Annotated in this window: 23 protein-coding genes; 15 read left to right on the forward strand and 8 right to left on the reverse strand. The window is 68.5% G+C overall.

Annotated elements, in window-relative coordinates:
• Window positions 1–242: 242 nt before the first annotated feature.
• The 5 genes from CQ034_RS08910 to CQ034_RS08930 form a co-directional block, all read right to left on the reverse strand.
• Window positions 243–1,163, reverse strand: a complete 921-nt coding sequence (locus tag CQ034_RS08910) for a carbohydrate ABC transporter permease (protein WP_105710754.1) — start codon at window positions 1,161–1,163, stop codon at window positions 243–245.
• Window positions 1,160–2,137, reverse strand: coding sequence for a carbohydrate ABC transporter permease (locus tag CQ034_RS08915; RefSeq protein ID WP_258134152.1), 978 nt, complete (start codon window positions 2,135–2,137; stop codon window positions 1,160–1,162). The genes CQ034_RS08910 and CQ034_RS08915 overlap by 4 nt, the downstream gene beginning before the upstream one ends.
• A gap of 90 nt (window positions 2,138–2,227) precedes the next feature.
• Window positions 2,228–3,541: an ABC transporter substrate-binding protein gene (locus tag CQ034_RS08920; protein ID WP_105710755.1), complete on the reverse strand. Its 1,314-nt coding sequence runs from the start codon at window positions 3,539–3,541 to the stop codon at window positions 2,228–2,230.
• 191 nt (window positions 3,542–3,732) lie between these two features.
• Window positions 3,733–4,554: an MOSC domain-containing protein gene (locus tag CQ034_RS08925; protein WP_105710756.1), complete on the reverse strand. Its 822-nt coding sequence runs from the start codon at window positions 4,552–4,554 to the stop codon at window positions 3,733–3,735.
• A gap of 128 nt (window positions 4,555–4,682) precedes the next feature.
• Window positions 4,683–4,868, reverse strand: a complete 186-nt coding sequence (locus tag CQ034_RS08930) for a DUF3073 domain-containing protein (protein ID WP_029263716.1) — start codon at window positions 4,866–4,868, stop codon at window positions 4,683–4,685.
• A gap of 147 nt (window positions 4,869–5,015) precedes the next feature.
• Between CQ034_RS08930 and CQ034_RS08935 the strand changes: the two genes are divergently transcribed.
• Complete coding sequence (locus tag CQ034_RS08935; protein ID WP_105710826.1) at window positions 5,016–5,561, forward strand: universal stress protein; 546 nt, start codon at window positions 5,016–5,018, stop codon at window positions 5,559–5,561.
• Between the two features lie 58 nt (window positions 5,562–5,619).
• On the opposite strand, the gene CQ034_RS08940 is transcribed toward CQ034_RS08935, so the two are convergent.
• Together CQ034_RS08940 and CQ034_RS08945 are read right to left on the reverse strand one after the other, a co-directional pair.
• Window positions 5,620–6,246 (reverse strand): PadR family transcriptional regulator, encoded by a 627-nt coding sequence (locus CQ034_RS08940; protein ID WP_029263714.1) that lies wholly within the window; start codon window positions 6,244–6,246, stop codon window positions 5,620–5,622.
• On the reverse strand, window positions 6,243–7,082 hold the full coding sequence (locus tag CQ034_RS08945) for a DUF4097 family beta strand repeat-containing protein (RefSeq protein ID WP_029263713.1): 840 nt from the start codon (window positions 7,080–7,082) through the stop codon (window positions 6,243–6,245). The genes CQ034_RS08940 and CQ034_RS08945 overlap by 4 nt, the downstream gene beginning before the upstream one ends.
• A 203-nt stretch (window positions 7,083–7,285) precedes the next feature.
• On the opposite strand from CQ034_RS08945, the gene CQ034_RS08950 reads away from it, so the two are divergent.
• Genes CQ034_RS08950 through CQ034_RS08995 form a run of 10 tightly spaced genes read left to right on the forward strand, consistent with a single transcriptional unit; the run spans window position 7,286 to window position 15,595 of the window.
• Window positions 7,286–7,948 (forward strand): GntR family transcriptional regulator, encoded by a 663-nt coding sequence (locus tag CQ034_RS08950; RefSeq protein WP_029273917.1) that lies wholly within the window; start codon window positions 7,286–7,288, stop codon window positions 7,946–7,948.
• A gap of 45 nt (window positions 7,949–7,993) precedes the next feature.
• A complete protein-coding gene (locus CQ034_RS08955) occupies window positions 7,994–8,788 on the forward strand; it encodes an MBL fold metallo-hydrolase (RefSeq protein WP_258134153.1) in 795 nt (264 codons plus the stop codon).
• A gap of 27 nt (window positions 8,789–8,815) precedes the next feature.
• Window positions 8,816–9,601 (forward strand): NAD(P)-dependent oxidoreductase, encoded by a 786-nt coding sequence (locus tag CQ034_RS08960; RefSeq protein WP_029263710.1) that lies wholly within the window; start codon window positions 8,816–8,818, stop codon window positions 9,599–9,601.
• The gene (locus tag CQ034_RS08965) at window positions 9,598–10,587 is read left to right on the forward strand and encodes a phosphoglycerate dehydrogenase (protein WP_105710758.1); all 990 of its coding nucleotides are present in this window, start codon (window positions 9,598–9,600) and stop codon (window positions 10,585–10,587) included. The genes CQ034_RS08960 and CQ034_RS08965 overlap by 4 nt, the downstream gene beginning before the upstream one ends.
• Window positions 10,584–11,390: a hydroxypyruvate isomerase family protein gene (locus CQ034_RS08970; protein ID WP_105710759.1), complete on the forward strand. Its 807-nt coding sequence runs from the start codon at window positions 10,584–10,586 to the stop codon at window positions 11,388–11,390. The genes CQ034_RS08965 and CQ034_RS08970 overlap by 4 nt, the downstream gene beginning before the upstream one ends.
• Window positions 11,387–12,055 carry a hypothetical protein gene (locus tag CQ034_RS08975; protein WP_105710760.1) on the forward strand — a complete coding sequence of 223 codons (669 nt, stop codon included), beginning with the start codon at window positions 11,387–11,389 and terminating at the stop codon, window positions 12,053–12,055. The genes CQ034_RS08970 and CQ034_RS08975 overlap by 4 nt, the downstream gene beginning before the upstream one ends.
• Window positions 12,052–13,278, forward strand: a complete 1,227-nt coding sequence (gene otnK, locus CQ034_RS08980) for a 3-oxo-tetronate kinase (RefSeq protein ID WP_105710761.1) — start codon at window positions 12,052–12,054, stop codon at window positions 13,276–13,278. The genes CQ034_RS08975 and otnK overlap by 4 nt, the downstream gene beginning before the upstream one ends.
• Complete coding sequence (locus tag CQ034_RS08985) at window positions 13,275–13,913, forward strand: class II aldolase/adducin family protein (protein WP_105710762.1); 639 nt, start codon at window positions 13,275–13,277, stop codon at window positions 13,911–13,913. The genes otnK and CQ034_RS08985 overlap by 4 nt, the downstream gene beginning before the upstream one ends.
• A complete protein-coding gene (locus CQ034_RS08990) occupies window positions 13,910–14,587 on the forward strand; it encodes a substrate-binding domain-containing protein (protein ID WP_105710763.1) in 678 nt (225 codons plus the stop codon). Before CQ034_RS08985 ends, CQ034_RS08990 begins: the two co-directional genes overlap by 4 nt.
• Window positions 14,588–14,608: 21 nt before the next feature.
• Window positions 14,609–15,595, forward strand: coding sequence for a nucleoside hydrolase (locus tag CQ034_RS08995; RefSeq protein ID WP_105710764.1), 987 nt, complete (start codon window positions 14,609–14,611; stop codon window positions 15,593–15,595).
• A gap of 13 nt (window positions 15,596–15,608) precedes the next feature.
• Here the strand turns inward: CQ034_RS08995 and CQ034_RS09000 are convergent, their stop codons facing one another.
• Window positions 15,609–16,022, reverse strand: coding sequence for a hypothetical protein (locus tag CQ034_RS09000; protein ID WP_105710765.1), 414 nt, complete (start codon window positions 16,020–16,022; stop codon window positions 15,609–15,611).
• 94 nt (window positions 16,023–16,116) lie between these two features.
• Between CQ034_RS09000 and CQ034_RS09005 the strand changes: the two genes are divergently transcribed.
• The 4 genes from CQ034_RS09005 (at window position 16,117) to CQ034_RS09020 (ending at window position 21,824) form a co-directional block, all read left to right on the forward strand.
• The gene (locus CQ034_RS09005; protein WP_105710766.1) at window positions 16,117–17,436 is read left to right on the forward strand and encodes an MFS transporter; all 1,320 of its coding nucleotides are present in this window, start codon (window positions 16,117–16,119) and stop codon (window positions 17,434–17,436) included.
• Between the two features lie 7 nt (window positions 17,437–17,443).
• Window positions 17,444–17,734, forward strand: a complete 291-nt coding sequence (locus tag CQ034_RS09010; protein ID WP_105710767.1) for a hypothetical protein — start codon at window positions 17,444–17,446, stop codon at window positions 17,732–17,734.
• Window positions 17,735–17,755: 21 nt separating this feature from the next.
• A complete protein-coding gene (locus CQ034_RS09015; protein WP_167381572.1) occupies window positions 17,756–18,715 on the forward strand; it encodes a nucleoside hydrolase in 960 nt (319 codons plus the stop codon).
• Between the two features lie 256 nt (window positions 18,716–18,971).
• On the forward strand, window positions 18,972–21,824 hold the full coding sequence (locus CQ034_RS09020; protein ID WP_105710768.1) for a LamG-like jellyroll fold domain-containing protein: 2,853 nt from the start codon (window positions 18,972–18,974) through the stop codon (window positions 21,822–21,824).
• Window positions 21,825–21,835: the final 11 nt, after the last annotated feature.

Consider the following 21,835-nt stretch of genomic DNA (forward strand, 5'->3'; position numbering starts at 1 on the left):
ACTCGCGAACCGCCCCTGCACCCGCACCCGCGACGCCAGAGACACCGCACCGCGGGTCATCTCGCCGAGTGCACGGCTTGCCCTCGAGTGCACGGCCTAGGCGCGTGAGCAGCCCGCGCGCTCGGCAGCAACCCGTGCACTCGCGAGGCTTCCGCGGGTGCACACGCAGAAGTCCGCCCTCAGCAGGGGGGGCTGAGGGCGGACGGGAGGCGGGAAGGAGAGCGAACGAGAGAGGGGGCGGATCAGCCCTTCACAGCGCCGGCGGCGAGGCCGGAGCGCCAGTACTTCTGCAGGGAGAAGAACAGCAGGATGAGCGGGATCACGCCGAGCAGAGCACCGAGCATGACCGCTCCCTTGTCGGGCGCGAAGTAGCTGACCATCCCGTAGAGGCCGAGTGTCACCGGCTTCAGATCCTGGCTCGAGATCATCATGAGCGGCAGCAGGAAGTTGTTCCAGGTGGCGACGAAGATGAACAGGAAGATCGTCACCATGGCCGGACCGAGCAGCCGCAGCACGATCGTGAAGAAGATGCGGCCCTCGCCGGCACCGTCGATGCGAGCGGCCTCGAGCAGCTCGGTCGGAACGGACGACTGTGCGTAGACCATGCCGAGAAACACGCCGAACGGCGACACCGCCGAGGGGATGATGATCGCCCAGATCGTGTTGGTCAGTCCGAGGGCGTGGAACTCGATGTACAGCGGGACGGTCAGCAGAGCGACCGGCAGCAGGAGCCCCGCCATGATGACGCCCACGGCGATGCGCTTGCCGGGGAAGGCGAACTTCGCGATCGCGTAACCGGCCATCACCGCGAACAGCGTGCCGATCACTCCGGCGCTGACGGAGTAGAGCATGGAGTTGCCGACCCAGCGCCAGAACAACCCCTGGGTCCAGCCCATCAGGCTGTCGTAGTTCGTGTCGAGGTTCCACTCGGCGAACCAGAAGCCGAACGTCGATGTGAGGTCGGCGTTGTTCTTGGTCGACGCGACGATGAGCCAGTAGACCGGCACCAGGAAGTACAGCGTCGCGACGACCAGCGCGATGATGCCGAACGCCCGGGCGACCGGGGTGGGCGCGATCGAGGGCGGCGGAGCATCCACGTCGGGCGCGCGGCGGGGGCGTCGGCGCGGGGATGCCTCGGTGGTGATGAGGCGCGTGGTGGTCATGCGTCGCCCTTCCGGCGCTGCAGCAGCGCGTACACGATCGCGAGCACGCCCGCGATCAGAGCCATGAGCAGGGAGTAGGCGGACGCCGGGCCGCTGCCGGACGGCGAGATCTCGCCCATCATCGTGTTGTAGGTGAGCATCATGGGGGTGAAGTCCTTGCCCATCCACGAGTTCGCGGCCTGCAGCACCACCGGCTCGTTGAACAGCTGGATCGTGCCGATGATCGACAGCAGCACCGCGAGGAGGGCCGCTCCCCGCACCAGCGGCACCTTGATGCGCATCGAGATCTGGAATCCGGATGCCCCGTCGAGGCGGGCCGCCTCGTACAGGTCGCGCGGCACCGCCTGCAGGGCTGACAGGAAGATGAGCATGTTGTAGCCCGTGTAGGTCCACGTGGTCATGTTCGCCATCGAGAAGAGGATCGTCCCGGGCGCCATGAGATCCGTGCCCTCCGGAAGGTAGGGGAGGAAGGGGGAGACGGCCGGTGTGTAGAGGTAGAGCCACATCATCGCCGCGATGATCCCCGGCACCGCGAACGGGAGGAAGAAGGAGAGCCGGAAGGCGGCCGGTCGGCGCACGATGAAGGAGTCCAGCAGCAGCGCCAGACCGAGAGCGACGAGGATCATCACCGGGATCTGCAGTGCGGCGTAGAGGACGACCCGTCCCATCCCGGTCCAGAACGCGCCGTCGGTCGCTGCGGTGACGAAGTTCTCGATGCCGACGAACGTGTCGACGAGCTCGCCGCCGCCGTAGAGTCCGTCGCCCGCCGGCACCTGCGCGAAGAAGGACGATCGGATCGACACGATGATCGGCACCAGGAAGACGAGCACGAACAGCACGGCGAACGGCGTCATGAACAGCCATCCCGTGAGGCCTTCGCGCCGGGTCCCGAACCGGCGTCGGCGGGCGGGATCCGCGGGGATGCGCGGTGTCGGCGTCGGCACCGCATCTCGCGTTTCGGTCACTGTGACCATGGTGTCGCCTCTCGATGTCAAGACGACGGCGGAGTGCACGATTGCGCGTGCACTCCGCCGTCGATCATCCGATGATGCCTTCTCGTGCGATCACTTCGCGACCGGAAGGCCGAGGTCCTCCAGCGAGGCGACGGCCGTCTCCTGGGCCGTGGTGAAGATGTCGGCGACCGATGCCGTGCCGGCGACGGCCGCCGCGGCGGTCTCGTTCATCTTCGACAGCGTCGAGAAGCCCGGTGCGTACGGGAAGTCCGGGTTCAGGTTCTCGGTCGCCGTGCCGAGCTCGGCGAGCACATCCTGACCGCCGAACTGGCGCAGCATCTTCTCGGGGGTCTCCACGTCGCCCTTGGCGGCGACGACGAGGCCCTGCGACGCGAGGTCGTCGACCTGAGTGTTGAACCAGTCGTTGAACTCCATGGCCTCGGCGGGGTGCTCGCAGCCCTTCATCACCGAGACTCCGGAGCCGCCGTCGGGACCGCTCAGGGCACCGGCGCCGAAGTCCGGGAGCTGGGCGACGCGCCACTGGCCCTCGGCCGGTGTGCCGTCGAGCGAGTCGAGGAGGAATCCGGCCTCCCACGCCGCTCCGACGTGGCCGATGAGGCTGCCGTCGTTGAGCGCAGCGGTGAAGCCTTCGCCCCAGCGCTCGGTGGCGAGAGTCTGCTTGCCGTCGAGCAGCCCCTGCCAGAACGCGGCCACGCGCTCGGAGCCGGCGCCCTCGGCGTCGACCTTCCACTCGTCGCCGGCGGTGCCGAACCAGGTGTCGCCGGCCGCTGCCGACTGGGCGGAGAGCCAGTTCTGCGCCTCATCGGGCGTGAAGGCGGTGACGTACTTGCCGGCGGCCGCTGCCGTGGCGGAGTCGGTCGTGAGGTCGTCGAGCGTCTTCGGCGCGTCGAGGCCCAGTGCCGTGAACTCGGTCTCGTTGTAGAAGTACACGAGGGGTCCGGTGTCCTGCGGGAGGCCGACGATGGCGTCGCCGACCTTCATGCCACTGAAGGCTCCGGCGGAGAAGTCGTCCTCGTACTTCTTGGCCTCGTCCGCGACGTCCTGCAGCAGTCCCTTGACGAACAGCTGCGGCACCTCCGAGTAGCCGGTCTGGGCGAGGCAGGGTCCGTTGCCGGCCTTCACGTCGGTCTCGAGCTTGAGGATCATGTCGCTGGACTTGCCGTCGAACTTCGTGGCCTTCACCTGGATGTCGGGGTGGTCGGCGTTCCACCGGTCGACGATCTCGGACGTGGGGGTCATGCCCTCGCCGTCGGGGAGACGGTGCAGGTACTCGATCGTGACGGGCTCGCCGCCGGCGCCGCTGTCGCCGGAATCGCCGGTCGAGCAGGCTGCGAGGCCGAAGGCCGACACCGCGCCGACCGCGACGATCGCGGCTGTGCGGGTGAAGCGAGGGGTGATTGCCATGCTGTTCTCCTCTTTGAGGTCATGTTCTGCGGATCGCCCTGGGCGGGGGCCTGACGCCGAGGCGTCATCGATCACATGCACATCAAATCAGAAAATGTTTGCGCTCACAAGCCTGGGCTGATCACGACTGAGCCGAAATGGAGTCGGTCTAAGGGAGCGCTGACATTCCTGTATGCGGATGTCCACGAGGGTCAGTGCGCGTGGACCTCGTCGTCGATGCGGATCACGCCGCCACCCTGCCCGACGCCGTCGTCCGAACGCTCCCAGCCGGGAAGCAGGAGTCGTCCGAGGGTCGGTTCCTGTTGCGCGAGTGCTCCCGTGAGCGTGGTGAGCACCTTGGCGTCGCGCACGCCGGTGTCGGGGTTCGCGTGGGTCGCGAGACAGCGCACGATGGGGCCGGCCGTCTGGAAGCGCAGGTCTCCGATGCGCACCTCTCCGCTCCAGTCGAGTTCGCTCCAGGGGCCGACGTCGTCGATCACGACGTTGGAGCGGAATCGCCGGTCATCGATGCGCATCCCGAGGGCGTCGCCCAGTGCATGGACGCTGCTCCGGCCGTGCACCGACACGTAGCCGCGGGGGCGATCCTGGAACCGCGAGGTCTCGCCGTCCCCGACGAGCACGAGCGGAAGGCGGCCCGGTCGTCGGAGGCGTCGACCTTCGGGGGTGCCGAGGACGAAGTCCGTGACGGCTTCCGCCAGCTCGCTGCGCCCGTCATCATCGAGCGCCGCCTCCACCAGAACGCCGTCGCCGTGCTCGATGCGGATTCGCCGCGTCTCGTCGAAATAGCTCGTGCGCAACGCGGCGAGTGCGGGGAAGTCCTGCAGTGAGAGTCCATGGGACTTGGGCCAGTAGTCGAGGCCGTCTCGATCCTCGGGCTCCGTGGCGTCCGCGAAGCGGAACGCCAGGACGCGGTCGCCGGTGACCCTGCCGTCCGGCTGCACGGTCAACGCATCGCGACGCTCGGGAGTGAGCCCTTTGATCGGGTAGCGGTACAGTGCGACGACGCGGGCCATGAGGAGATCCTCTCAGCTGCCGACGCCCGCTCATGACGGACGAGGATCCGGCGTCTCTACGGGGATCCTCATCCAGACACGACGAAACACCCGCACGTGGTGCGGGTGTTTCGGAGTAGATCGGGCGGTCAGGCCTTCTCTAGCTCGTCCTCGTCTTCGTCTTCATACTCATCGGCCCACTTGTCGACGTAGGCGTCTTCGTCGGTCGGGTGAGCCAGCTCGCGCTCGAGCGCGGAGTAGTTCACCGACGGACTGTACGCCTTGAGTTCGCGGGCGATCTTGGTGTGTTTCGCCTTCTGACGGCCACGGCCCATGCGCGAGACCCCCTCACGAGTTAAGCTGCGGGCGGTGAGGCCCGAGGCATTCACGACACCGGCGAGAAGCCGGTAAGAGTAGCATTCAGAATAGCACGCGGGAAAGACGCTCTGGCCGAGGCCAGACTGGTGAAGGGAACGATCTTCATGACCGACAACACCTCCACTCCGTCCGATGAGGCCGCACAGAACGCGGCGCTGCAGAAAGCCGTCATCGTCGGCATGCAGCTGAACCAGGATCCGCATGTGATCCGCGAAGCGGTTCGGTATGCGCGACTGTTCGGTGTGCCGCTGGTCGTGGCGCACGTGGACGTCACTCGATTCGTCACCTATGAGGACCCGGACGGCTACGTGCACTCGGCACCGATCGACATCAACTTCGACGCGGGCGCCGCGGAGTTCGAAGCGGTCGAGGCCGCTGCCGCGAAGCTGCTGGCGGGGACGGACATCACGTGGACGGCGCGTCAGCTCGTCGGTGACCCGGCGTTGGCGATCAAGCAGCTCGCCAACAAGCTCGATGCGCAGCTCATCGTCGTCGGCACCCGCAAGCGCGGTATCGGCGAGTCGATCCGCGAGTTCTTCACGGGCTCGGTCGCGGCGCGACTCGCACACCGGCAGCACCGCTCGATCCTGGTCGTGCCGCTCGGCGAGTCGGTGCCGGACGAGCAGAAGGAGATCTGGCCGGAGTCCTAGAGGACGCGGCACAGCAGAGGGCCCCGTCGGCTGTGCGCCGACGGGGCCCTCTGCATGTTCAGGATCCGGAGCTGCTCAGCGAGACCGTGACTCCGCGGGCCGCGTTGTCGAGGGCATCCTCCAGCTCGGTGACGACCGAAGGAGACAGCGTGCCACCCTTCGCGAGGTGCGTGCGCAGGTCGGTGCGGACCCGTGCACGGAAGGCATTGATGACGGCATCCGCCCGGTGCATCTCTTCTCGGCTGACGAGCCGGGAGTCGTCGGTCGCCGTGCGGGGGCGGCTCTTGGCCGCCGTGCGCTCGCCCTTCTCGGCGGCGGCGAGATCGGCGCGGAGGCTCTTCATCGCGTCCTGGACGCTCTGGCGCACCTCGCTCGCGATCAGCCGCACCGAATCGGTGAGTCCTGCCTCGATGCCGGCGAGGTCGCCCTCGCGCGACGCGAGTTCGGCCCGCCCGGCCTCGGTGATCGCGTAGATCGTGGTGCGGCCGTCGACGGTCTTCGTGACCAGTCCCTCCTCCTCGAGCTTCGCGAGGCGGGGATAGATGGTGCCGGCGCTGGGCGTGTACGTGCCGCCGGTGCGGTCGGTCAGCGACTGGATGATGCCGTAGCCGTGCTGTGGCGCCTCGGCGAGGAGCGACAGCAGATACAGGCGCAGGTCGCCGTGGGAGAAGACGGCGGGGCTCATGCTTCCCACTCCTCGTCTTCCGTGATCGAGGCCGGCGTGCGGCGGAGGACGGTGACGCCGCCGGAGACGGAGTTCGCGCGCAGGTCGACGAATCGTCCCGAGAGCTCGCCCTTCGTGCCCGTGTAGTTGCTGGGGCCGGTCGAGCTGCGCTCGACGCCGTCGATCAGCAGCCGTCCGCTCAGTGTGCGGACGACGTAGTTCGCGGCCAGCGACTCGTCGAGGCGCACGGTGGTGCCGCCCGAGACGGAGTTGATGTTGATGGTGTTCACGTCTCCCGCGGCATCCACGAGCGTCGAACCCGAGACGATGTCGACGGTCGCCTTGCGGATCGCACCCGTGACGGCCACGTCGCCCGAGACGCTGTTCGCGCTGATCGAGCCGGTGAGGCCGCGCACCTGCACGTCGCCCGAGACCGAGTTGACGGTGAGGTCGCCGATCAGGGTGTCGACGATGATGTCGCCGGAGACGGTGTTGAGGCGGGCGTCGTTGCGGAGGCCCGAGACGAGGGCGCCGGCGCTGACGACGCCGAGGTTCAGGGCGATCGCGCGGGGGACCGCGACACTCACCTCGGCACGGGGGCCGCCGGAGCCGAAGTTGCGGAACACCTCGAGGAAGTTGTCCCAGCCCAGCTGCGGGTGGTCGATCTCGACCTCGCCGTCGTGGGACTCGATGCGGAGGTCCTTGGTGGTGACGCCGTGCACCTCGATGCGAATGCCCGGTTCGTCGTGGGCGATGATGTCCACCTGTCCGCCGACGAGGCCCACCTTGAGGCGGGTGACGGACTCGATGTCGATGACGCGTTCCTCGCCCGGGGCGATGAGCCACTTCTCGGTCATGTGCTTCTCCTGTGTGTAGGGTCACGATATATCGTGTGCGGCCAGCGTAACACGATATATCTCGATTTTGTCAACCTCTCCGTGCGAAGTTCGGATGCAACCTCATGCGGGAGGGGGTCGGTCGCCGCGGCGGCCGCGCGTCCGTGCAGGCGCCGTGGAGTCGACCGGTAGTCTTCGACGGAAGGACTTCGAGGGGAGAAGATGTGGCCGGGCGATCGACGAAGCAGCCCATCGCCGACCGAATGTACGAGGTGCTGCTGCATCAGTTCATGTCGGGAGAGCGGGCGGCGGGACAGAGCCTGAACATCGGCGCCCTGTCGCGCGAACTGGACGTCAGCCAGACCCCCCTGCGTGAGGCGCTCGCGCGCCTGGAGCACACCGGGCTCGTCCAGCGCGAGGCGTTGCGCGGCTACCAGGTGGCCCCGGTCATGACGCGCGAAGAGGTGGAGCAGTTGGGGGAGGCCCGCGTTCTGCTGGAGCCCCGTCTCGCGTACGAGGCCGCTCTGCGCACGACGCCCGAGTTCCTGGAGGGGCTGCGTGAGGCGGTCGAGGACTTCCGCCGCTCGGCCGAGGTCGCGGACACCGAGACCGAGGGCTTCGACCTCTACTGGCGCAGCGACGCCCGCTTCCACATGATGATCGCGGCGCAGTCCGGCAACGCCTTCCTCGAGCTGTCGTACGCCGCACTCGGTGGACAGATCCAGCGGTTCCGACTGTTCTCGAAGTTCGGACGCACGGGGGCCGTCAGCGCGGCGCCGGAACACGATGCGGTCTACGAGGCGATCAAGGCCGGCGACGCGGACGGCGCGGCCGAGGCGATGCGCCACCACATCGTGGGAGCGACCGAGAGGCTTCTCGAGGGCTGATCGGCCTGTCAGCTCCCCCGTTTCTGCGCTATACTATTTTTTGTGATGGCGCAGAACGAGGGACCCATGTCGACGCCGACGACCGGATCAGCGGGATCGTCGGGCTACGTCGCGCGTCCACTCGTGGAGGGCTTCCCCGGGAAATCGAGCTCGCACGGGGCCTTCGGCTGGAGCAGTCTGTGGCTCCTCGACGACGGCGTGCGCCGGGTGCTCATCGACGCCGGCCAGCCCGCGTACATCCCCCTCATCCACGCGGGCCTCGAGCGCCTCGGATTGACGACGGACGATGTGACCGACGTGCTGCTGACCCACATGCACTGGGATCACGTCTCGAACTTCCCCATGTTCGCCCACGCGACCACCTGGGTCGGTGAGAAGGAGCTGCGCTGGGCGGCGGATCAGCCCGCCGGTACGCCGTTCATCCCCGACCTGCACGTGCAGGAGCTCCTCCGTCGCACCGACCGTGTCGAGCGCATGGCCGCAGGGCAGGAGGTGCTTCCGGGCATCCACGCGATCGACAGCGCCGGGCACACCCCGCACCACCTCGCGTTCTACCTCGACCGTGCGGAGGAGAAGCGCGTGTTCGCGGGCGACGCGGTGAAGAACGTGTACGAGCTCGCCTCGGGGCGGGTCGATTCCACGCTGGACGCCGAGGCCAGTGCCGCGACGATCGACGCGATGCGCTCGCTGCTGACCGACACCGGGGCCGCGCTCGTTCCCGGACACGATGTGGAGCTGCACTGGGACGGACGCACCGCCCGTCGTCGGCGCCCGCAGCGGGCGGAGATCGGGTTCTTCTCCGACGCCTCGACGGGCGAAGAGGACCGCAGCATCGGCTGAGCGCCGGTGTCGAAGGAGAGGATGACGATGACGACAGTGCTGTACACCGGCGGGACCGGACGGATGGGCCGGGTGATCCGCGAAGGACTCGCCTCCCGCTACGACCGCGTCGTGCTGTTCGCGCGCTCCGACGCCGACGAGCCGCTGTTCCCCGGGGAGCAGGTCGTGATCGGCGACCTCGGCGACCTCGATGCCCTCACCGCGGCTGCGGAAGGCGTCGACGTCATCGTGCACCTCGGCGGCATCGCCGATGAGGCCCCGTATGACAGCATCCGCACGGTCAACATCGACGGGACCTACCACGTCTACGAAGCGGCGCGACGGGCCGGTGTGCGTCGCGTCGTCTACGCCAGCTCGAACCACGTCGTCGGCTTCCACCCCGCGAGCGAGGTCCTGGACGAGAGCGCGCCGCTGCGCCCGGACACCTTCTACGGGGTGTCGAAGGCGTTCGGCGAAGCCCTCGCCAGCCTGTACCACGACAAGTGGGGCGTCGAGTCGGTGCTCGTGCGCATCGGCACCTTCCGCCCGGCGCCCGAGGACAGGCGCCAGCTCGGCCTCTGGCTCAGCTGGCGCGACGGCATCGAACTCTTCCGCTGCGCGATCGAGAGCGCTCCCGTGGGCTGCCAGGTCGTCTACGGCTGCTCGGCCAACACCGAACGCTGGTGGAACGGCGACGCGGGCTGGGCGGCCATCGGCTACGTGCCCCGCGACGACGCGGCCGACCACACCGACGCGGTGGACTTCAGCGCCCCCGCACCCACCTTGCACGGCGGCGCATTCGCCGCCCCCGACTACGAAGGAGGGATCTGGTGACGAAGACCGATTCCCACGACGTGCTGATCACCACCGCATTCCTCGAGCCCGGCGACGAGGTCGATCGGATGCTGCGCGAGGCCGGCCTCACGACGCGGCACGAACCCGAACTGGCTACGCTCGACGCCGAAGACCGGGCCGGCGCGCTCGCCGGAGCCCGCGCCATCATCGCCGGCACGCGGCCGCTGGGTGAGGAAGAGTTCGCGCTCGCATCCGCGCTGCAGATCATCGTACGCACCGGCGTCGGGTACGACAGCGTCGATGTGAACGCCGCGACCGCGCGCCAGGTGCCCGTGTGCGTCACCCCCGGCGCGAACCGACAGGCCGTGGCCGAGCACGTCTTCGCCCTGGCGCTGGCCTGCGCTCGCCGCATCCCCGAGAACGTGAGCAACCTGGCCGCGGGCACGTGGCAGCAGCTCACCGGGCGGGAGCTGCAGGGGGCGACCCTCGGGATCCTCGGGCTGGGCTCGATCGGCAAGGCTGTCGCGACGATCGCCGCGGGGTTCGGAATGCACATCGTCGCGTACGACCCCTACTTCGACGAGGACTTCGCCGCGGCCCACGGCATCCGTCGTCTCGATCTGGACGACCTGCTGCGCGAGGCCGACTTCGTGACGCTGCACCTCTTCCTCGACGAATCCACGCGGAACCTCATCGACGCCTCCCGGTTGGCGCTGATGAAGAGCGATGCGGTGCTCATCAACACCGCCCGCGGGGGGATCGTCGACGAGGACGCGCTGGTGGAGGCTGTGCGAGAGGGGCGCATCGGTGCCGCCGCGCTCGACGTCTTCGCGGACGAGCCCCTGAGCGCGTCGAGCCCGCTCCTGCACACCCCCGGCATCCTCGCCACGACGCACGTCGCCGGCGCGACCCGCGAGGCACGCGGCGAATCCGGCCGGATGGCGGCCCGCAACGTGATCGCCGCGCTCCGCGGCGCTGCTCCGGAATACGTGGTCAACCCCGACTACGACGCGGTGTCGGCATGATCGTCGAGACCACGTCGGGGCCGGTACGCCTCGCGGCCAACCTGAAGTGGATGTTCACCGAGGTGCCGTTCGTCGAGCGGTTCGACGCGGCGGCCGAGGCCGGGTTCGCGGCGGTGGAGTTCGCGTCGCCGTACGACCTCGCGCCGGCCGAGGTGCGGCGTCTGCTGGACGATGCGGGCCTGACGCAGATCCTCATCAACACCCCCGCCGGTGCATCGGGCTCGCCCACCGCCTCGGGCGCGGCGTACGTGCCCGGAGCGGAGCAGGAGTTCCGCGAAGGCGTGCTGCGTGCGCTGGAGTACGCGGACGTCCTGGGCGCCGGCGTCGTGCACGCGATGGCCGGCATCAAGCCGGCGGATGCCGACGCGGACGCCGCGTTCGCGACGTACGTGTCGAACATCTCCTGGGCCGCCGAGCAGGCGCGCGGGACGGGTGTGCGCCTGGCGCTGGAGGCGATCAACAAGCGCGATCAGCCCGGCTACGGCCTGGCCTCGATGGAGACCGCGGCGGCGGTCGCGCAGGAGGTCGACCCCGAGGTCGTCGGCGTCCTGTTCGACGTCTATCACGCGCAGGTCGACCGCGGGAACCTCATCGAACGGTTCGAGCAGCTGCGTCCCGTGGTCGCGCACGTGCAGATCGCCGACAACCCCGGCCGCGGCGAACCCGGCACGGGCGAGATCGCCTACGAGCGCGTGCTCGCCCGGATCGCGCAGAGCGGCTATCCCGGGTGGATCGGCTGCGAGTACGCCCCCGTCGCGGGCACCCGTGACGGGCTCTCCTGGATCGAGAGGACCATCCGATGACCGACCCGAAGATCGCGCTCATCAGCGCCACCCCGCTGGCGATCGCCCCGGCCGCGACGGCCATCGCCGCTGCCCTTCCCACGGCGACCGTGTGGAACCTGCTCGACGACCGTCTGCTCGCCGACGCGCATGTCGAGGGCGGCATCACCGCGCCGCTGGCCGCGCGCATGGACAGCCTCATCGAGCTCGCTCTGGCGGGCGGAGCGGATGGCGTGCTGCTCACCTGCTCGCAGTTCGGGATCCGCGCCGACCGGCGTGATCGCGAGGCCGACGGCGTCACCGTGCTGTCGGCAGACGGCCCGCTGTTCGCCGAGGCCGTCGCGGCCGCCCCCGCGCGGGTGCTGCTGGTCGCGTCGCTCGAGTCGTCCGCGAGCGACAGCACGGCGCGGCTGACGGACGCCTTCGTCCAGAGCGGATCGTCGGCGCAGGTGCGCCCGCTCGTGGTCCCGGCCGCGGCGGTGCCGCTGGCTGCGCCGGACCTGGTCGATGCCCTCGCCACCGCGATCGACGGTGTCGACGAGCCCTACGACCTGATCGTGCTCGCCCAGTACTCGCTCGCCGCCGCCGCTGCGCCTCTTGCGGACCGCTTCGGCGTCACGGTGCTGGACGGCCCCGCCGCTGCTGCTCGACGGCTGACCGCGGCACTCCAGGAGGGTCCTCGATGATCGGCGTCATCGCCGACGACGTGACCGGGGCCACGGATGTCGCCGCGGCACTGCGGCGCGCGGGGCTGCGCACCCTCCTCGCGCTCGGTACCGACATCGACGACACCGCGGTCTCGGCCGACGCCATCGTCATCGGCCTGAAGACGCGCTCCCTTCCCGCCGCAGAGGCCGTCGCGCGGAGCCTCGCCGCGCTCGCGGTGCTGCGACAGCGCGGAGCCGACCGCATCTACGTCAAGTACTGCTCGACCTTCGACTCCACCGCCGAGGGGAACATCGGGCCGGTCACCGAGGCGGTCGCCCGCGAGCTCGGTGTCGACCTGGTCGTGACGACTCCTGCCGCGCCGCTGCACGGGCGCACCGTGTACCGCGGGCACCTCTTCGTCGGCGACACGCTGCTCGCGGAGACCCACATGCGCGATCACCCCGTGACGCCCATGCGCGACTCGTCGGTGCTGCGGCTGCTCGCGGCGCAGAGCGCGGAACCGGTCGCGGCGCTGTCTCTGGATGTGGTGCAGCAGGGCGCCGAGGCGGTGCGCGAGGCACTGCGCCGGACCCGCGCGGAGGGCGCCCTCCAGGTGGTGGCGGACGCCGTCACCGATGCCGACCTCGCGGCGCTCTCGGAGGCCGTCGATGGCGACGCGCTCGTCGCCGGATCCGCCGGACTCGTCGGAGCGATCGCGCTGCGGGAGACGGCGAGCGGCACCGCAGCCCCGGTGCCGCCTCCGGGGCGCACCGCGATCATCGCGGGCAGCTGCTCCCGACGCACCCTCGAGCAGATCGACCGCTTCGTCTCCTCCGGAAGCCCCGCCTTCCGCATCACGGCCGAACCCGGCGACACCGCCGAGCAGCTCGCCGCACGCGCCGTGGAGTGGTGGGACCGCCAGCCCGACGATGCCGCCGCTCTCCTCTACTCCTCCAGTCCCGCCTCGGAGCGTCGCGACGACGTGCCGGGTGCCGGCGAACTGTATGAGCGGACGGCGGGTCTCATCGCCGCCCAGCTGTCGGATCGCGGGGTGAAGCGCATGCTCATCGCCGGTGGCGAGACCTCGGGCGAGGTCACCCGCGCGCTCGGCACCACCGTCGCGGTCGTGGGGGAGGAGGTCGCGCCGGGTGCGCCGTGGATCCACGACGAGCGGCGCGACGTGCACCTGATCCTCAAGTCCGGGAACTTCGGTGACGAGGAGCTGTTCGTGGATGTCGCTCGGCAGGGGGTCGCCGCATGAGCACCGCCGCCCGCCGCGCGATCGAACGCGTCGCGCACTCCATCCATCGCCGTGGCCTCACCCACGGCCGCACCGGCAACCTCGCGGTGCGGGACGGCGATCGCGTCCTGCTCACCCCGACGGGTGTCAGCCTCGCCGACATCGAGGCGGACCAGCTGTCGGTGGTCGCTCTCGACGGCACGCACATCGAGGGTCCGAAGCCGACGAAGGAGGCGTTCCTGCACGTCGCGATGCTGCGGGTGCGTCCTGACCTGAACGCGGTCGTGCACACCCATTCGGTCTACGCGGCCGCCGTGTCGTGCCTGGCCGACATCGACGCGGATGCTCCGATCCCGCCCCTCACCGCCTACTACGGCATGCGCGTGGGAGCGCTGCGGATGCTTCCCTACTTCGCTCCGGGCGATCCTGCCGCGACCAACGCCGTGGAAGAGGCGGCGCGCGTCACCCACGCTCTGCTGCTGCGCAACCACGGACCCGTGGTCGCCGGCGCCGACCTGGATTCGGCGGTCGACGCCCTGGAAGAACTCGAGCACACCGCGCAGCTGTTCTTCGTCACCCGCGGCCTGGCCACCGCCCCGCTCACCCCTGCGCAGCTGCACGCGTTCGCGGCGCCCTCCGAAAGGTCTCCCTCATGATCACCCTGTACAGCGGCCTCGTCGTGAAGAAGCCCCTCGTCGAGCAGATCATCCCGGCGTTCGAGAGCGCCACGGGTGTCCGCGTCGACGCGACGTTCGAGCCCACGAACGTGCTGCTCGACCGCATCGCCGCGGGGGAGCGCCCCGACCTGGTGCTCGGGGTCTCGTCGTCGGTGACCGACCTCGCGGAACAGGGGCTGGTGGACCCGGCCCAGGTCGCCGAGATCGCGGTCTCGTCCGTGGGCTTCGCGCGGCTCGAGGGCGCGCCCGTGCCGGCCGACGATTCGGCGGCGGCCTTCCTCGACTATCTGCTCGCGGCCCGTGCGGTCGCGTACACGCTGAGCGGGGCGAGTGGAGTGCACTTCATGAAGGTGCTTCGGGAGCGCGGTCTTCTCGAGCGCATCGACGAGCGGGCCGTTCGCTGCGAGTCGGGGCTCACCGTGGAAGCGCTGCTCGACGGCCGGGCGGATGTCGCGGTCCAGCAGGTCAGCGAGCTACGTTCCGTCGTCGGCCCGCAGATCGTCGAACCGATCCCGCACGAACTGCAGTCCTATGGACGGTTCGCGATCGGCGCGCGCCCCGGAGCCGGGGATGACGCTGCGCGCTTCGTCACCCTCCTGACCGAGAAGTCGACGCAGGACGCGTTCGCCGCGTTCGGGCTGTCGCGTCCCTGACCCCCTACCTGGAGAGCACTCATGAGAAAAGTCATCGTCGACACCGACACCGGCGTGGATGACGCGCTGGCGCTGATGCTGCTGGCCGCCGATCCCGAGGTCGAGATCCTGGCCGTCGTCAGCGTCTTCGGGAACACCACCGGCGAGCGCGCGGCTGACAACGCCCGCTACGTGCTGGACACCTGCGGACGCACGGATGTGCCCGTATACCGCGGCGCGGACGTGCCGCTCATCCAGGAGCTGCGGATGAACCCCGGCATCCACGGCGAGGACGGCTTCGGCAACACCGGGCTTCGTCCGGCGCAGCCCGTGGATCCCGAGCCGGTCGGCATCGACGTCGTGCTCGACCTGGTCGATCGGCATGAGGGCGAGATCGACTACCTCGCGCTCGGCCCGCAGACCAACCTCGCCGCCGCTCTCGAGACGCGGCCCGACCTGCTGCAGCGACTCCGCTCGACCACCATCGTGGGGACGCTCGGGCCGGCGCTCTATCACGACACCGCGCCGTGGGAGGATCGCCGGTTCCGGGTCTCGCGCGACCCCAACGTGTCGTTCGACATCGACGCGGCGCGCATCGTGGCAGCCCACGAGGGCGACGTGACCTGGTGCGGACCGTATGTCACGCGTCAGGCACTCGTGCCCGAGGACTTCTTCCTCGACATCGCCTCCTCGACCGGCTTCGCCCCCGCACAGCTGATCACCGCGATCAGTCGGGACTATGCCGGCTTCTACTCGCGCTCGTACCCGCAGCCGGAAGGACGCCGGGTCATGGGCATCAACGACAGCATGGCGGTGGCGAGCCTGTTGTTCCCCGAGCTCGTCACCGGTGCGGTCATGCGTCCGCTCGAGACATTCCTCGACCAGGAGACCGGCGACCGCTACCTCGCCGGGGTGCACCCGGTGAAGGACGAGACGCGGCCGATCCAGCGTGTCGTCTTCGACATGGACTTCGACGGCGTGCTCGAGCGGATCGGCGAGGTGCTGCGGCGCCCGCTTCCCTGGCGCTGAGCCGCGCGGCGACTCAGTCGTAGGAGCGCGCGCGCACCCACGGCATCGGCAGCAGATCGGCGGCGGTCACCCACACCGGGTGGCCGCCGTCGTCTGCGAGTGTGCGGATACCCGGGGCGACGGCGGGCACGAGCTCACGGCACACGCCGCAGGGGTTGAGGATGACCGTGGTTCCGTCTTCCCGCAGCCCCACCGCGACCATGGCCTCGATGTCCTGCTCGCCGCCGATCCTGGCGTTCGCAAGGGCCGTGCTCTCGGCGCAGACGCTCACTCGCGGGGAGCGCAGGCTGAGACCGAGATAGATCTGTCCGGACGCTCCGCGGGCGGCGGCTGCAACGCGGTGCAGGTCGGCGTCGTGCGTGCGGATGAGCAGTTCGGAGGCGGCCTCGACGAGGCGGCGGTCGGTGTCGTTCAGCGGTGAAGTCACGATGCACTCTTTCTGTCGCGAAGGGCGATCCTGCTATACTATAGTCGTCAACGGGTCGATCACCTCCCCCTCGAGGGCAGAGCAAAGGAGCTCCATGAGCACTGAAGAAGTAGTGGCAGCCACGGCGCCGCAGCAGCTGACGAGCAAGGCCAGCAAGACAGAGCGCCGCAACCTCCGGGCGCTGAGCTGGGGCCACGCGCTCGAGTGGTACGACTGGGCGATCTTCGGGCTCCTGTCGGTCTACCTCGGTGCGGCGTTCTTCCCCTCCGACAGCCCGCTCGCCTCGACCCTGAACGCGCTCGCGGTCTTCGCGGTCGGCTTCGTCGCCCGCCCCCTCGGCGGTGTCGTCTTCGGCTTCGTCGCCGACCGGTACGGGCGCCGGAAGATCATGATCTTCGCCGTCGGCGCCGTCGCCCTGGGCAGCTTCATCATCGGCATCCTCCCCGACTTCCAGACCATCGGCGTTCTCGCGCCGATCATCGTCGTCGCCGCACGCCTCCTCCAGGGCCTCTCCGCCGGTGTCGAGGCGCCGCTCGGAACGGCATACGCCCTCGAACTGGTGCCCAACCGTCCGGGTTATGTCGCCGGTTTCTTCGCCTTCTTCAACAACCTGGGCAACCTGCTCGCACCGCTGTCGATCTTCTTCATCAGCCTGCTGCTGGGACCGGAAGCCCTGGCGGCCTACGGCTGGCGCATCCCGTTCCTCGTGGGCGGAGCGTTCGGTCTCATCGTCCTGTGGCTGCGCCGCACGCTGCCGGAAACGCTCGACACCGCAGCCATCCGCACGGTCGGCGCGATCCCCACGAAGAACAACTCCGTGTGGCGCGATGTGCGCAAGTACTGGCTGAGCGTGCTCGCCACGGTGTTCATCGTGGGCGCCATCCAGGCGTACAACTACACCTGGATCGCCGGTCTGCCGAACCTCGCCAACGGCACGTTCGGAGAGGACCCCACCGCGGTGTTCGCCATCACGACCGGCATGGGCATCTTCCTGACGCTCGGCGCCTACGGTCTGAGCCGCATCCTCGACCGGTTCCCGATGTCTCGGTGGTTCGTCGTCGCCCGCCTGCTGGCGATCCCGACCATCTTCCTGGCACTGCTGTACTCGCAGCCCGGGGTCGGAACGCTCGCCGGAGTGATGTTCGGTGGCGCCATCGTGCTGCTGCTCAACATGACCATCTTCGTCGTCGTGTCCAACTCGCTCCTGCCGCAGCACATCCGCGGCACCGGCCTCGGGCTCGGATACGGTCTCGGCGTGGCCATCTTCGGCGGCACGGCCTCGTACCTGCTGCTGTGGCTGCAGAGCCAGGGGATGATGTGGGTCTTCCCGATCTACATCGCCACCCTGTGTGCGATCAGCGTCGTGCTCTACCTCCTCGCCAAGAGCCGCAACGGCCTCTTCGTGGGCAAGTGACCGCCTGATGCATACCTGGCGTGAGATCGTCGGCTGGGCCGGCAGTGCTCTCCTGATCATCTCGATCCTCCAGCCGACGATCTCGCGCCTCCGGTGGCTGAACCTCGGAGCATCGGCGATGCTCATGGCCTACAACCTGATGCTCGGCAGCGCGCCCATGGTCGCGCTCAACATCACCCTGATCGCGATCAACTGCTGGTACCTGTTCGTCTACATGCGCTCCGCCCGTGTCGCACGGGCGGAGCCGGTGGTCGCGGAGGGGCTCAGTGAAGCGTCCGAACGGCCTGTGAGCCGCTAGGACATGACAGAAAGCATGGATATGGAACGACTGATCATTGACACCGACCCCGGGATCGACGATGCCGGAGCGCTGTTCTGGGCGCTCGCCTCGGACGCCTTCCACATCGAGGCGCTGACCACGGTATTCGGCAACGTCGATGTCGACACCGCCACGGCGAACGCCCGCAAGATCGCGGCGCTCGCCGGTCGTCCCGATCTGCCCATCTGGAAGGGTGCGAGTCGGCCGCTGGTCGGTGAGCCGAACTTCGCGGAGCACATCCACCGTCCCGGCGGTGTGGGCTACTGGGAGTACCCGGACCCGGATCCCGATGCCGACGTCGAATCCGATGCCGTGCGTCGGATGATCGAGACGGTCATGGCGGCGCCGGGCGAGGTGACCATCATGGCGCTCGCTCCGCTGACGAACGTCGCGCTGGCGATCAAGCTGGAGCCGGAGTTCGCGCGCTCGGTGCGCCGCATCATCTACATGGGTGGGGCGGCCCTCACCTGGGGCAACGTGACCCCGGTCGCGAGCGCGAACATCTACAACGACCCCGAGGCCGCCGAGATCGTCATCCAGTCCGGTGCTCCGCTCACGCAGGTCGGTCTGGATGTGTCCCGCAGCTTCTCGCTCTCGCCCGATCACATCCGCACCCTCTGGGAGTCGCGCTCGCCGATGGGTGTGGCGCTCTGCGAGATGATCGGCTACCCCGATCGCCAGGACGACCGCGACGACATGCCGGAGTGGAAGACCGAGGGCATGCACCTCAACGACGTTCCCTGTGTCGCCTATGCGCTCAACCCCGAGTGGTTCACCGTGCGGCGGCTGCGCGTGGACGTGGAGCTGAACGGCACGCATACCCGCGGTCAGACGGTCGTGCAGATGATCGACCGGTGGCAGGGAGTGCCGAACGTCGACGTGCTCTTCGACATCGACGCGCAGGCGGTCGCCGACGCGCTGACGGCCTCGGTGACCGCGTTCGGAACCGCCGTCGACTGACCGGCGTCTCTCGAACGGCCTCACCCTCGGAATCCGGGGGTGGGGCCGTTGTGTGTTTACGGTTGCTGCCGCAGCTGGCCACGACCTTGTCGCCCCGCTCGAACTCGAGCACGGTCAACACGTCACGACTCTCTGCACCTGAGAGTGAGATTGGTACTTCCTATCAATTCCCTGAGTCCGCTAGGTTGATCATCGTTCGAGCACCTCACCGTGCGGAACCGGAGGTGCGCGTACGCGCAGGTACTAGGGGGTATTCATGCGCGTGCGCACAATTGTCGGCGTTCTACTCGGTTCGATGCTGATTGCGAGCGGCCTCGCGCCGACCAGTGCCGCGATCGGGCAGTCAGGTGCGATCGCTTCTCATTCCGCCGTGACCCAGGGTGCCTCGAGCACCGACCCGGCAGACGATGCGGCAGTCGCCGCTGCGCAGGAGATCGCTGTCGCGACGGGCGAGCCAGTCATCGTGGAACAGCTGACCACGCCGACCGAGCTCGTCACGGCTCTGCCGAACGGCACAGCCGAAATGGAGATCTCGAGTGTGCCGGTCCGAGTTGAGCAAGGCGGCGCGTGGGTCGATCCCGACATGGATCTGGTGAGGGACGGTGATTGGTACGCGCCCACCGCCAGTGCCGTACCTGTGCGGTTCTCGATGGGCGGCGGCGACACGCTGAGCCAGATCCGTGCTGACTCCGGAGAGTGGATCACTGAAGTCTGGCCGCATGGTAACCTCCCCGCGCCGGTCGTCCAGGGGGATACCGCGACCTACGCCGAAGTGATGCCTGGGGTCGACCTCAAACTGGTCGCAACTCGCACGGGCAAGGCCTCGATCTTCGTGGTGAAGAACGAGGACGCTGCGGGATCCTCCCAGCTCGCAGACCTCCGCGTGAACGTCGAGGGCGCGACGCTGGACACGAATGTTTCGGGCTCAGCTGTCGCCGAAACCGATTCCGGTGCGACCCTCGTCGCCGGTCAGCCCCTGTGGTGGGACTCATCCGATGGAGGGGACTTCCGGGAACCGGGAGAAACCGCACCGATCATGCCGGTCGAGCATGACTTCTCCGATGCCGGAGTCTCGATGGACGTCGGCGAATCTGTCGAGCGCGCGCTGGATGACCTTCCTGCGTCCGCTGACCTGGACTACCCCATCTACATCGACCCCGACTGGAGCTCTGGGGAAGCCGCGTCCTGGTACACCGATGCCGCCTATCCGAACCAGTCATATCTGAGCGCCGGTGCATCGGACGTGCTTCGTGTCGGGATCTACGGCGACTTTCGCTCCGACATGTTCTTCCAGTTTCCGATCACTGCGTTGAAGGGCAAGGACATCATCGCCGGTCGGTTGAACACCACGATGGTAGCAGTCGCTGCCTGCGGCGTTCGGCCGATCGGGGTGCACACCTATGGTCTGAAGACGGCCGGGTTCACGTGGGCTCAGGAGCAAGCCTGGAACGCCGCCGGAACGGGCGGGTGGAGCGGGTTGCTGCAGAACGCATGGACAGGCCCAGGTTGCGGTGCGGCGCCCCTCGCGGTCGGCTGGAATGTGACTTCCGGAGTAAAGGCCAAGGTGGGAGCGAGCAACATCCAGTTCGCGTTCACCTACACGGATCCCAACGCTCCCTCTCGTCGCCATTTCAGTCGCGACGCGACGCTGATCGTCACCTACAACTCGAAGCCGAACACTCCGACCGCGCTTGCCATCACGTCGCCCTCGCGAGTTTGCGGGACGGCCGCGCTGCCCGCGCAGGTGGCTGCGACCGACGTGACGGTCTCGGCTCACCAGACGGATCCGGATGCAGGCAACGTAAAGACCAGCTTCTACTTGTCGAAGGCATCTTCGTTGGACATCGTGTTCCAGTCGAGGGGTTCCGGGTTGCGCGCGCAAGGAGTTCGTTCTGTCCAGTTCGACGGGTTGGCGGATGGAGAGACATATGCATGGCGCGCGCGAGGTGCAGACGACATCGCGGTCAGCGCCGCCTACAGTGGCTGGTGCTACTTCACGGTCGACGTGACGAAGCCGTCATTGCCCGATGTTTCAAGCACCGCCGGGTCTTTCACCGTCGGGCAGCCTCTGTCCATCGCGGTTGACAGCGACGACGACGTCGCCGGATACGTCTATTGGGTGGCTCCCGCAGCGATTGTTGATCCGGCGCCGACGATTCCCGCTGGCGGCACCGTCAACGCCGCGGCCGCATTGCCTGCGTGCAACGGGGTGGTTCTGGCCAACGTGCGCTTGGCGTGTGCGGGAACAGGCGGGTCCGCCCAGCTGACGGTGGCCCCGGTCGATGCATACTCGACCCTCTGGGTGTCGGCATACGACCGCGCAGGAAATCAGGCGGACGCCGTGGGGCTTCCGCTCTACAATCCGAATGGCGATCCCGCGGCTTCAGCGAACCTCGACGCCGGCCATGCCTGGCTGATCTCGGATCTGACGTCGCCGCTGCCGACGACCATCGCCGATTCGAACCCGTTGATCGGCGCGGGCGGGATCAATCTCCTGGTCCCGGCGAACACTCCGACAGACCAGACGAGTGCGGTCGACCCGCCGTTCGAGGTTCCGGTTCTCAGCGGAGCGGCTCTGCCTTCCACAGCCGATGCGTTCGCCACCTCCGCCGCCCCCGTTGACGCGTCGAAGAGCTTCACACTGAGCATGTGGGTCAAGCCCACAGCGATCCCGGTGAGTGACCAGGTGATCGCCTCGCAGAGTGGTTCCGGGCGCGGCTCCGTCAGCATGCTCGCCACATCCGCCGGGACCTACGCGTTCTGCATCAAGGGTGCGGCTGCCGCGGATGACAACGGCCGTCCCGTGAGTGGCTGCGCGACAGGCGGCGCGATGTCGACGACCTCTTGGCAGTTGGTCACCGGAATCTGGGACTCCGGCAATCAGCAATTGCGGATCCTGATCGGTGGAACCACCGTCAGGCCGGTGGGCACGGCTGCGCACGTGGTCGGATCGGGCGACTGGTCGGCGAACGGGCCGCTCAAACTGGCGCCCGCTCCTCATGCCAACCGCTTCAAGGGCTTGATCGGCAATCCGGTGATCGTCCCCGGTGTGGTCGACTATCGCCAGCTCTCGCGTCTGGCTGCCCTTTCCCTTCCCTTCTCCCAGTGACGGAGCGAACG

This window comes from Microbacterium sp. MYb45 (genome assembly GCF_002979655.1).
Classification (GTDB): domain Bacteria; phylum Actinomycetota; class Actinomycetes; order Actinomycetales; family Microbacteriaceae; genus Microbacterium.

Excerpts from the sequence above, each read along its gene's own strand:
- CQ034_RS08940 (WP_029263714.1), bottom strand. The coding sequence starts at position 6,246 with ATGAGCCCCGCCGTCTTCTCCCACGGCGACCTGCGCCTGTATCTGCTG.
- CQ034_RS08975 (WP_105710760.1), top strand. The coding sequence starts at position 11,387 with ATGACCGACCCGAAGATCGCGCTCATCAGCGCCACCCCGCTGGCGATC.
- CQ034_RS09005 (WP_105710766.1), top strand. The coding sequence starts at position 16,117 with ATGAGCACTGAAGAAGTAGTGGCAGCCACGGCGCCGCAGCAGCTGACG.
- CQ034_RS08990 (WP_105710763.1), top strand. The coding sequence starts at position 13,910 with ATGATCACCCTGTACAGCGGCCTCGTCGTGAAGAAGCCCCTCGTCGAG.
- otnK (WP_105710761.1), top strand. The coding sequence starts at position 12,052 with ATGATCGGCGTCATCGCCGACGACGTGACCGGGGCCACGGATGTCGCC.
- CQ034_RS08970 (WP_105710759.1), top strand. The coding sequence starts at position 10,584 with ATGATCGTCGAGACCACGTCGGGGCCGGTACGCCTCGCGGCCAACCTG.
- CQ034_RS08945 (WP_029263713.1), bottom strand. The coding sequence starts at position 7,082 with ATGACCGAGAAGTGGCTCATCGCCCCGGGCGAGGAACGCGTCATCGAC.
- CQ034_RS09020 (WP_105710768.1), top strand. The coding sequence starts at position 18,972 with ATGCGCGTGCGCACAATTGTCGGCGTTCTACTCGGTTCGATGCTGATT.
- CQ034_RS08985 (WP_105710762.1), top strand. The coding sequence starts at position 13,275 with ATGAGCACCGCCGCCCGCCGCGCGATCGAACGCGTCGCGCACTCCATC.
- CQ034_RS08955 (WP_258134153.1), top strand. The coding sequence starts at position 7,994 with ATGGCGCAGAACGAGGGACCCATGTCGACGCCGACGACCGGATCAGCG.
- CQ034_RS09015 (WP_167381572.1), top strand. The coding sequence starts at position 17,756 with ATGGAACGACTGATCATTGACACCGACCCCGGGATCGACGATGCCGGA.
- CQ034_RS09010 (WP_105710767.1), top strand. The coding sequence starts at position 17,444 with ATGCATACCTGGCGTGAGATCGTCGGCTGGGCCGGCAGTGCTCTCCTG.
- CQ034_RS08930 (WP_029263716.1), bottom strand. The coding sequence starts at position 4,868 with ATGGGCCGTGGCCGTCAGAAGGCGAAACACACCAAGATCGCCCGCGAA.
- CQ034_RS08920 (WP_105710755.1), bottom strand. The coding sequence starts at position 3,541 with ATGGCAATCACCCCTCGCTTCACCCGCACAGCCGCGATCGTCGCGGTC.
- CQ034_RS08925 (WP_105710756.1), bottom strand. The coding sequence starts at position 4,554 with ATGGCCCGCGTCGTCGCACTGTACCGCTACCCGATCAAAGGGCTCACT.
- CQ034_RS08995 (WP_105710764.1), top strand. The coding sequence starts at position 14,609 with ATGAGAAAAGTCATCGTCGACACCGACACCGGCGTGGATGACGCGCTG.
- CQ034_RS08960 (WP_029263710.1), top strand. The coding sequence starts at position 8,816 with ATGACGACAGTGCTGTACACCGGCGGGACCGGACGGATGGGCCGGGTG.
- CQ034_RS08935 (WP_105710826.1), top strand. The coding sequence starts at position 5,016 with ATGACCGACAACACCTCCACTCCGTCCGATGAGGCCGCACAGAACGCG.
- CQ034_RS08915 (WP_258134152.1), bottom strand. The coding sequence starts at position 2,137 with ATGGTCACAGTGACCGAAACGCGAGATGCGGTGCCGACGCCGACACCG.
- CQ034_RS08910 (WP_105710754.1), bottom strand. The coding sequence starts at position 1,163 with ATGACCACCACGCGCCTCATCACCACCGAGGCATCCCCGCGCCGACGC.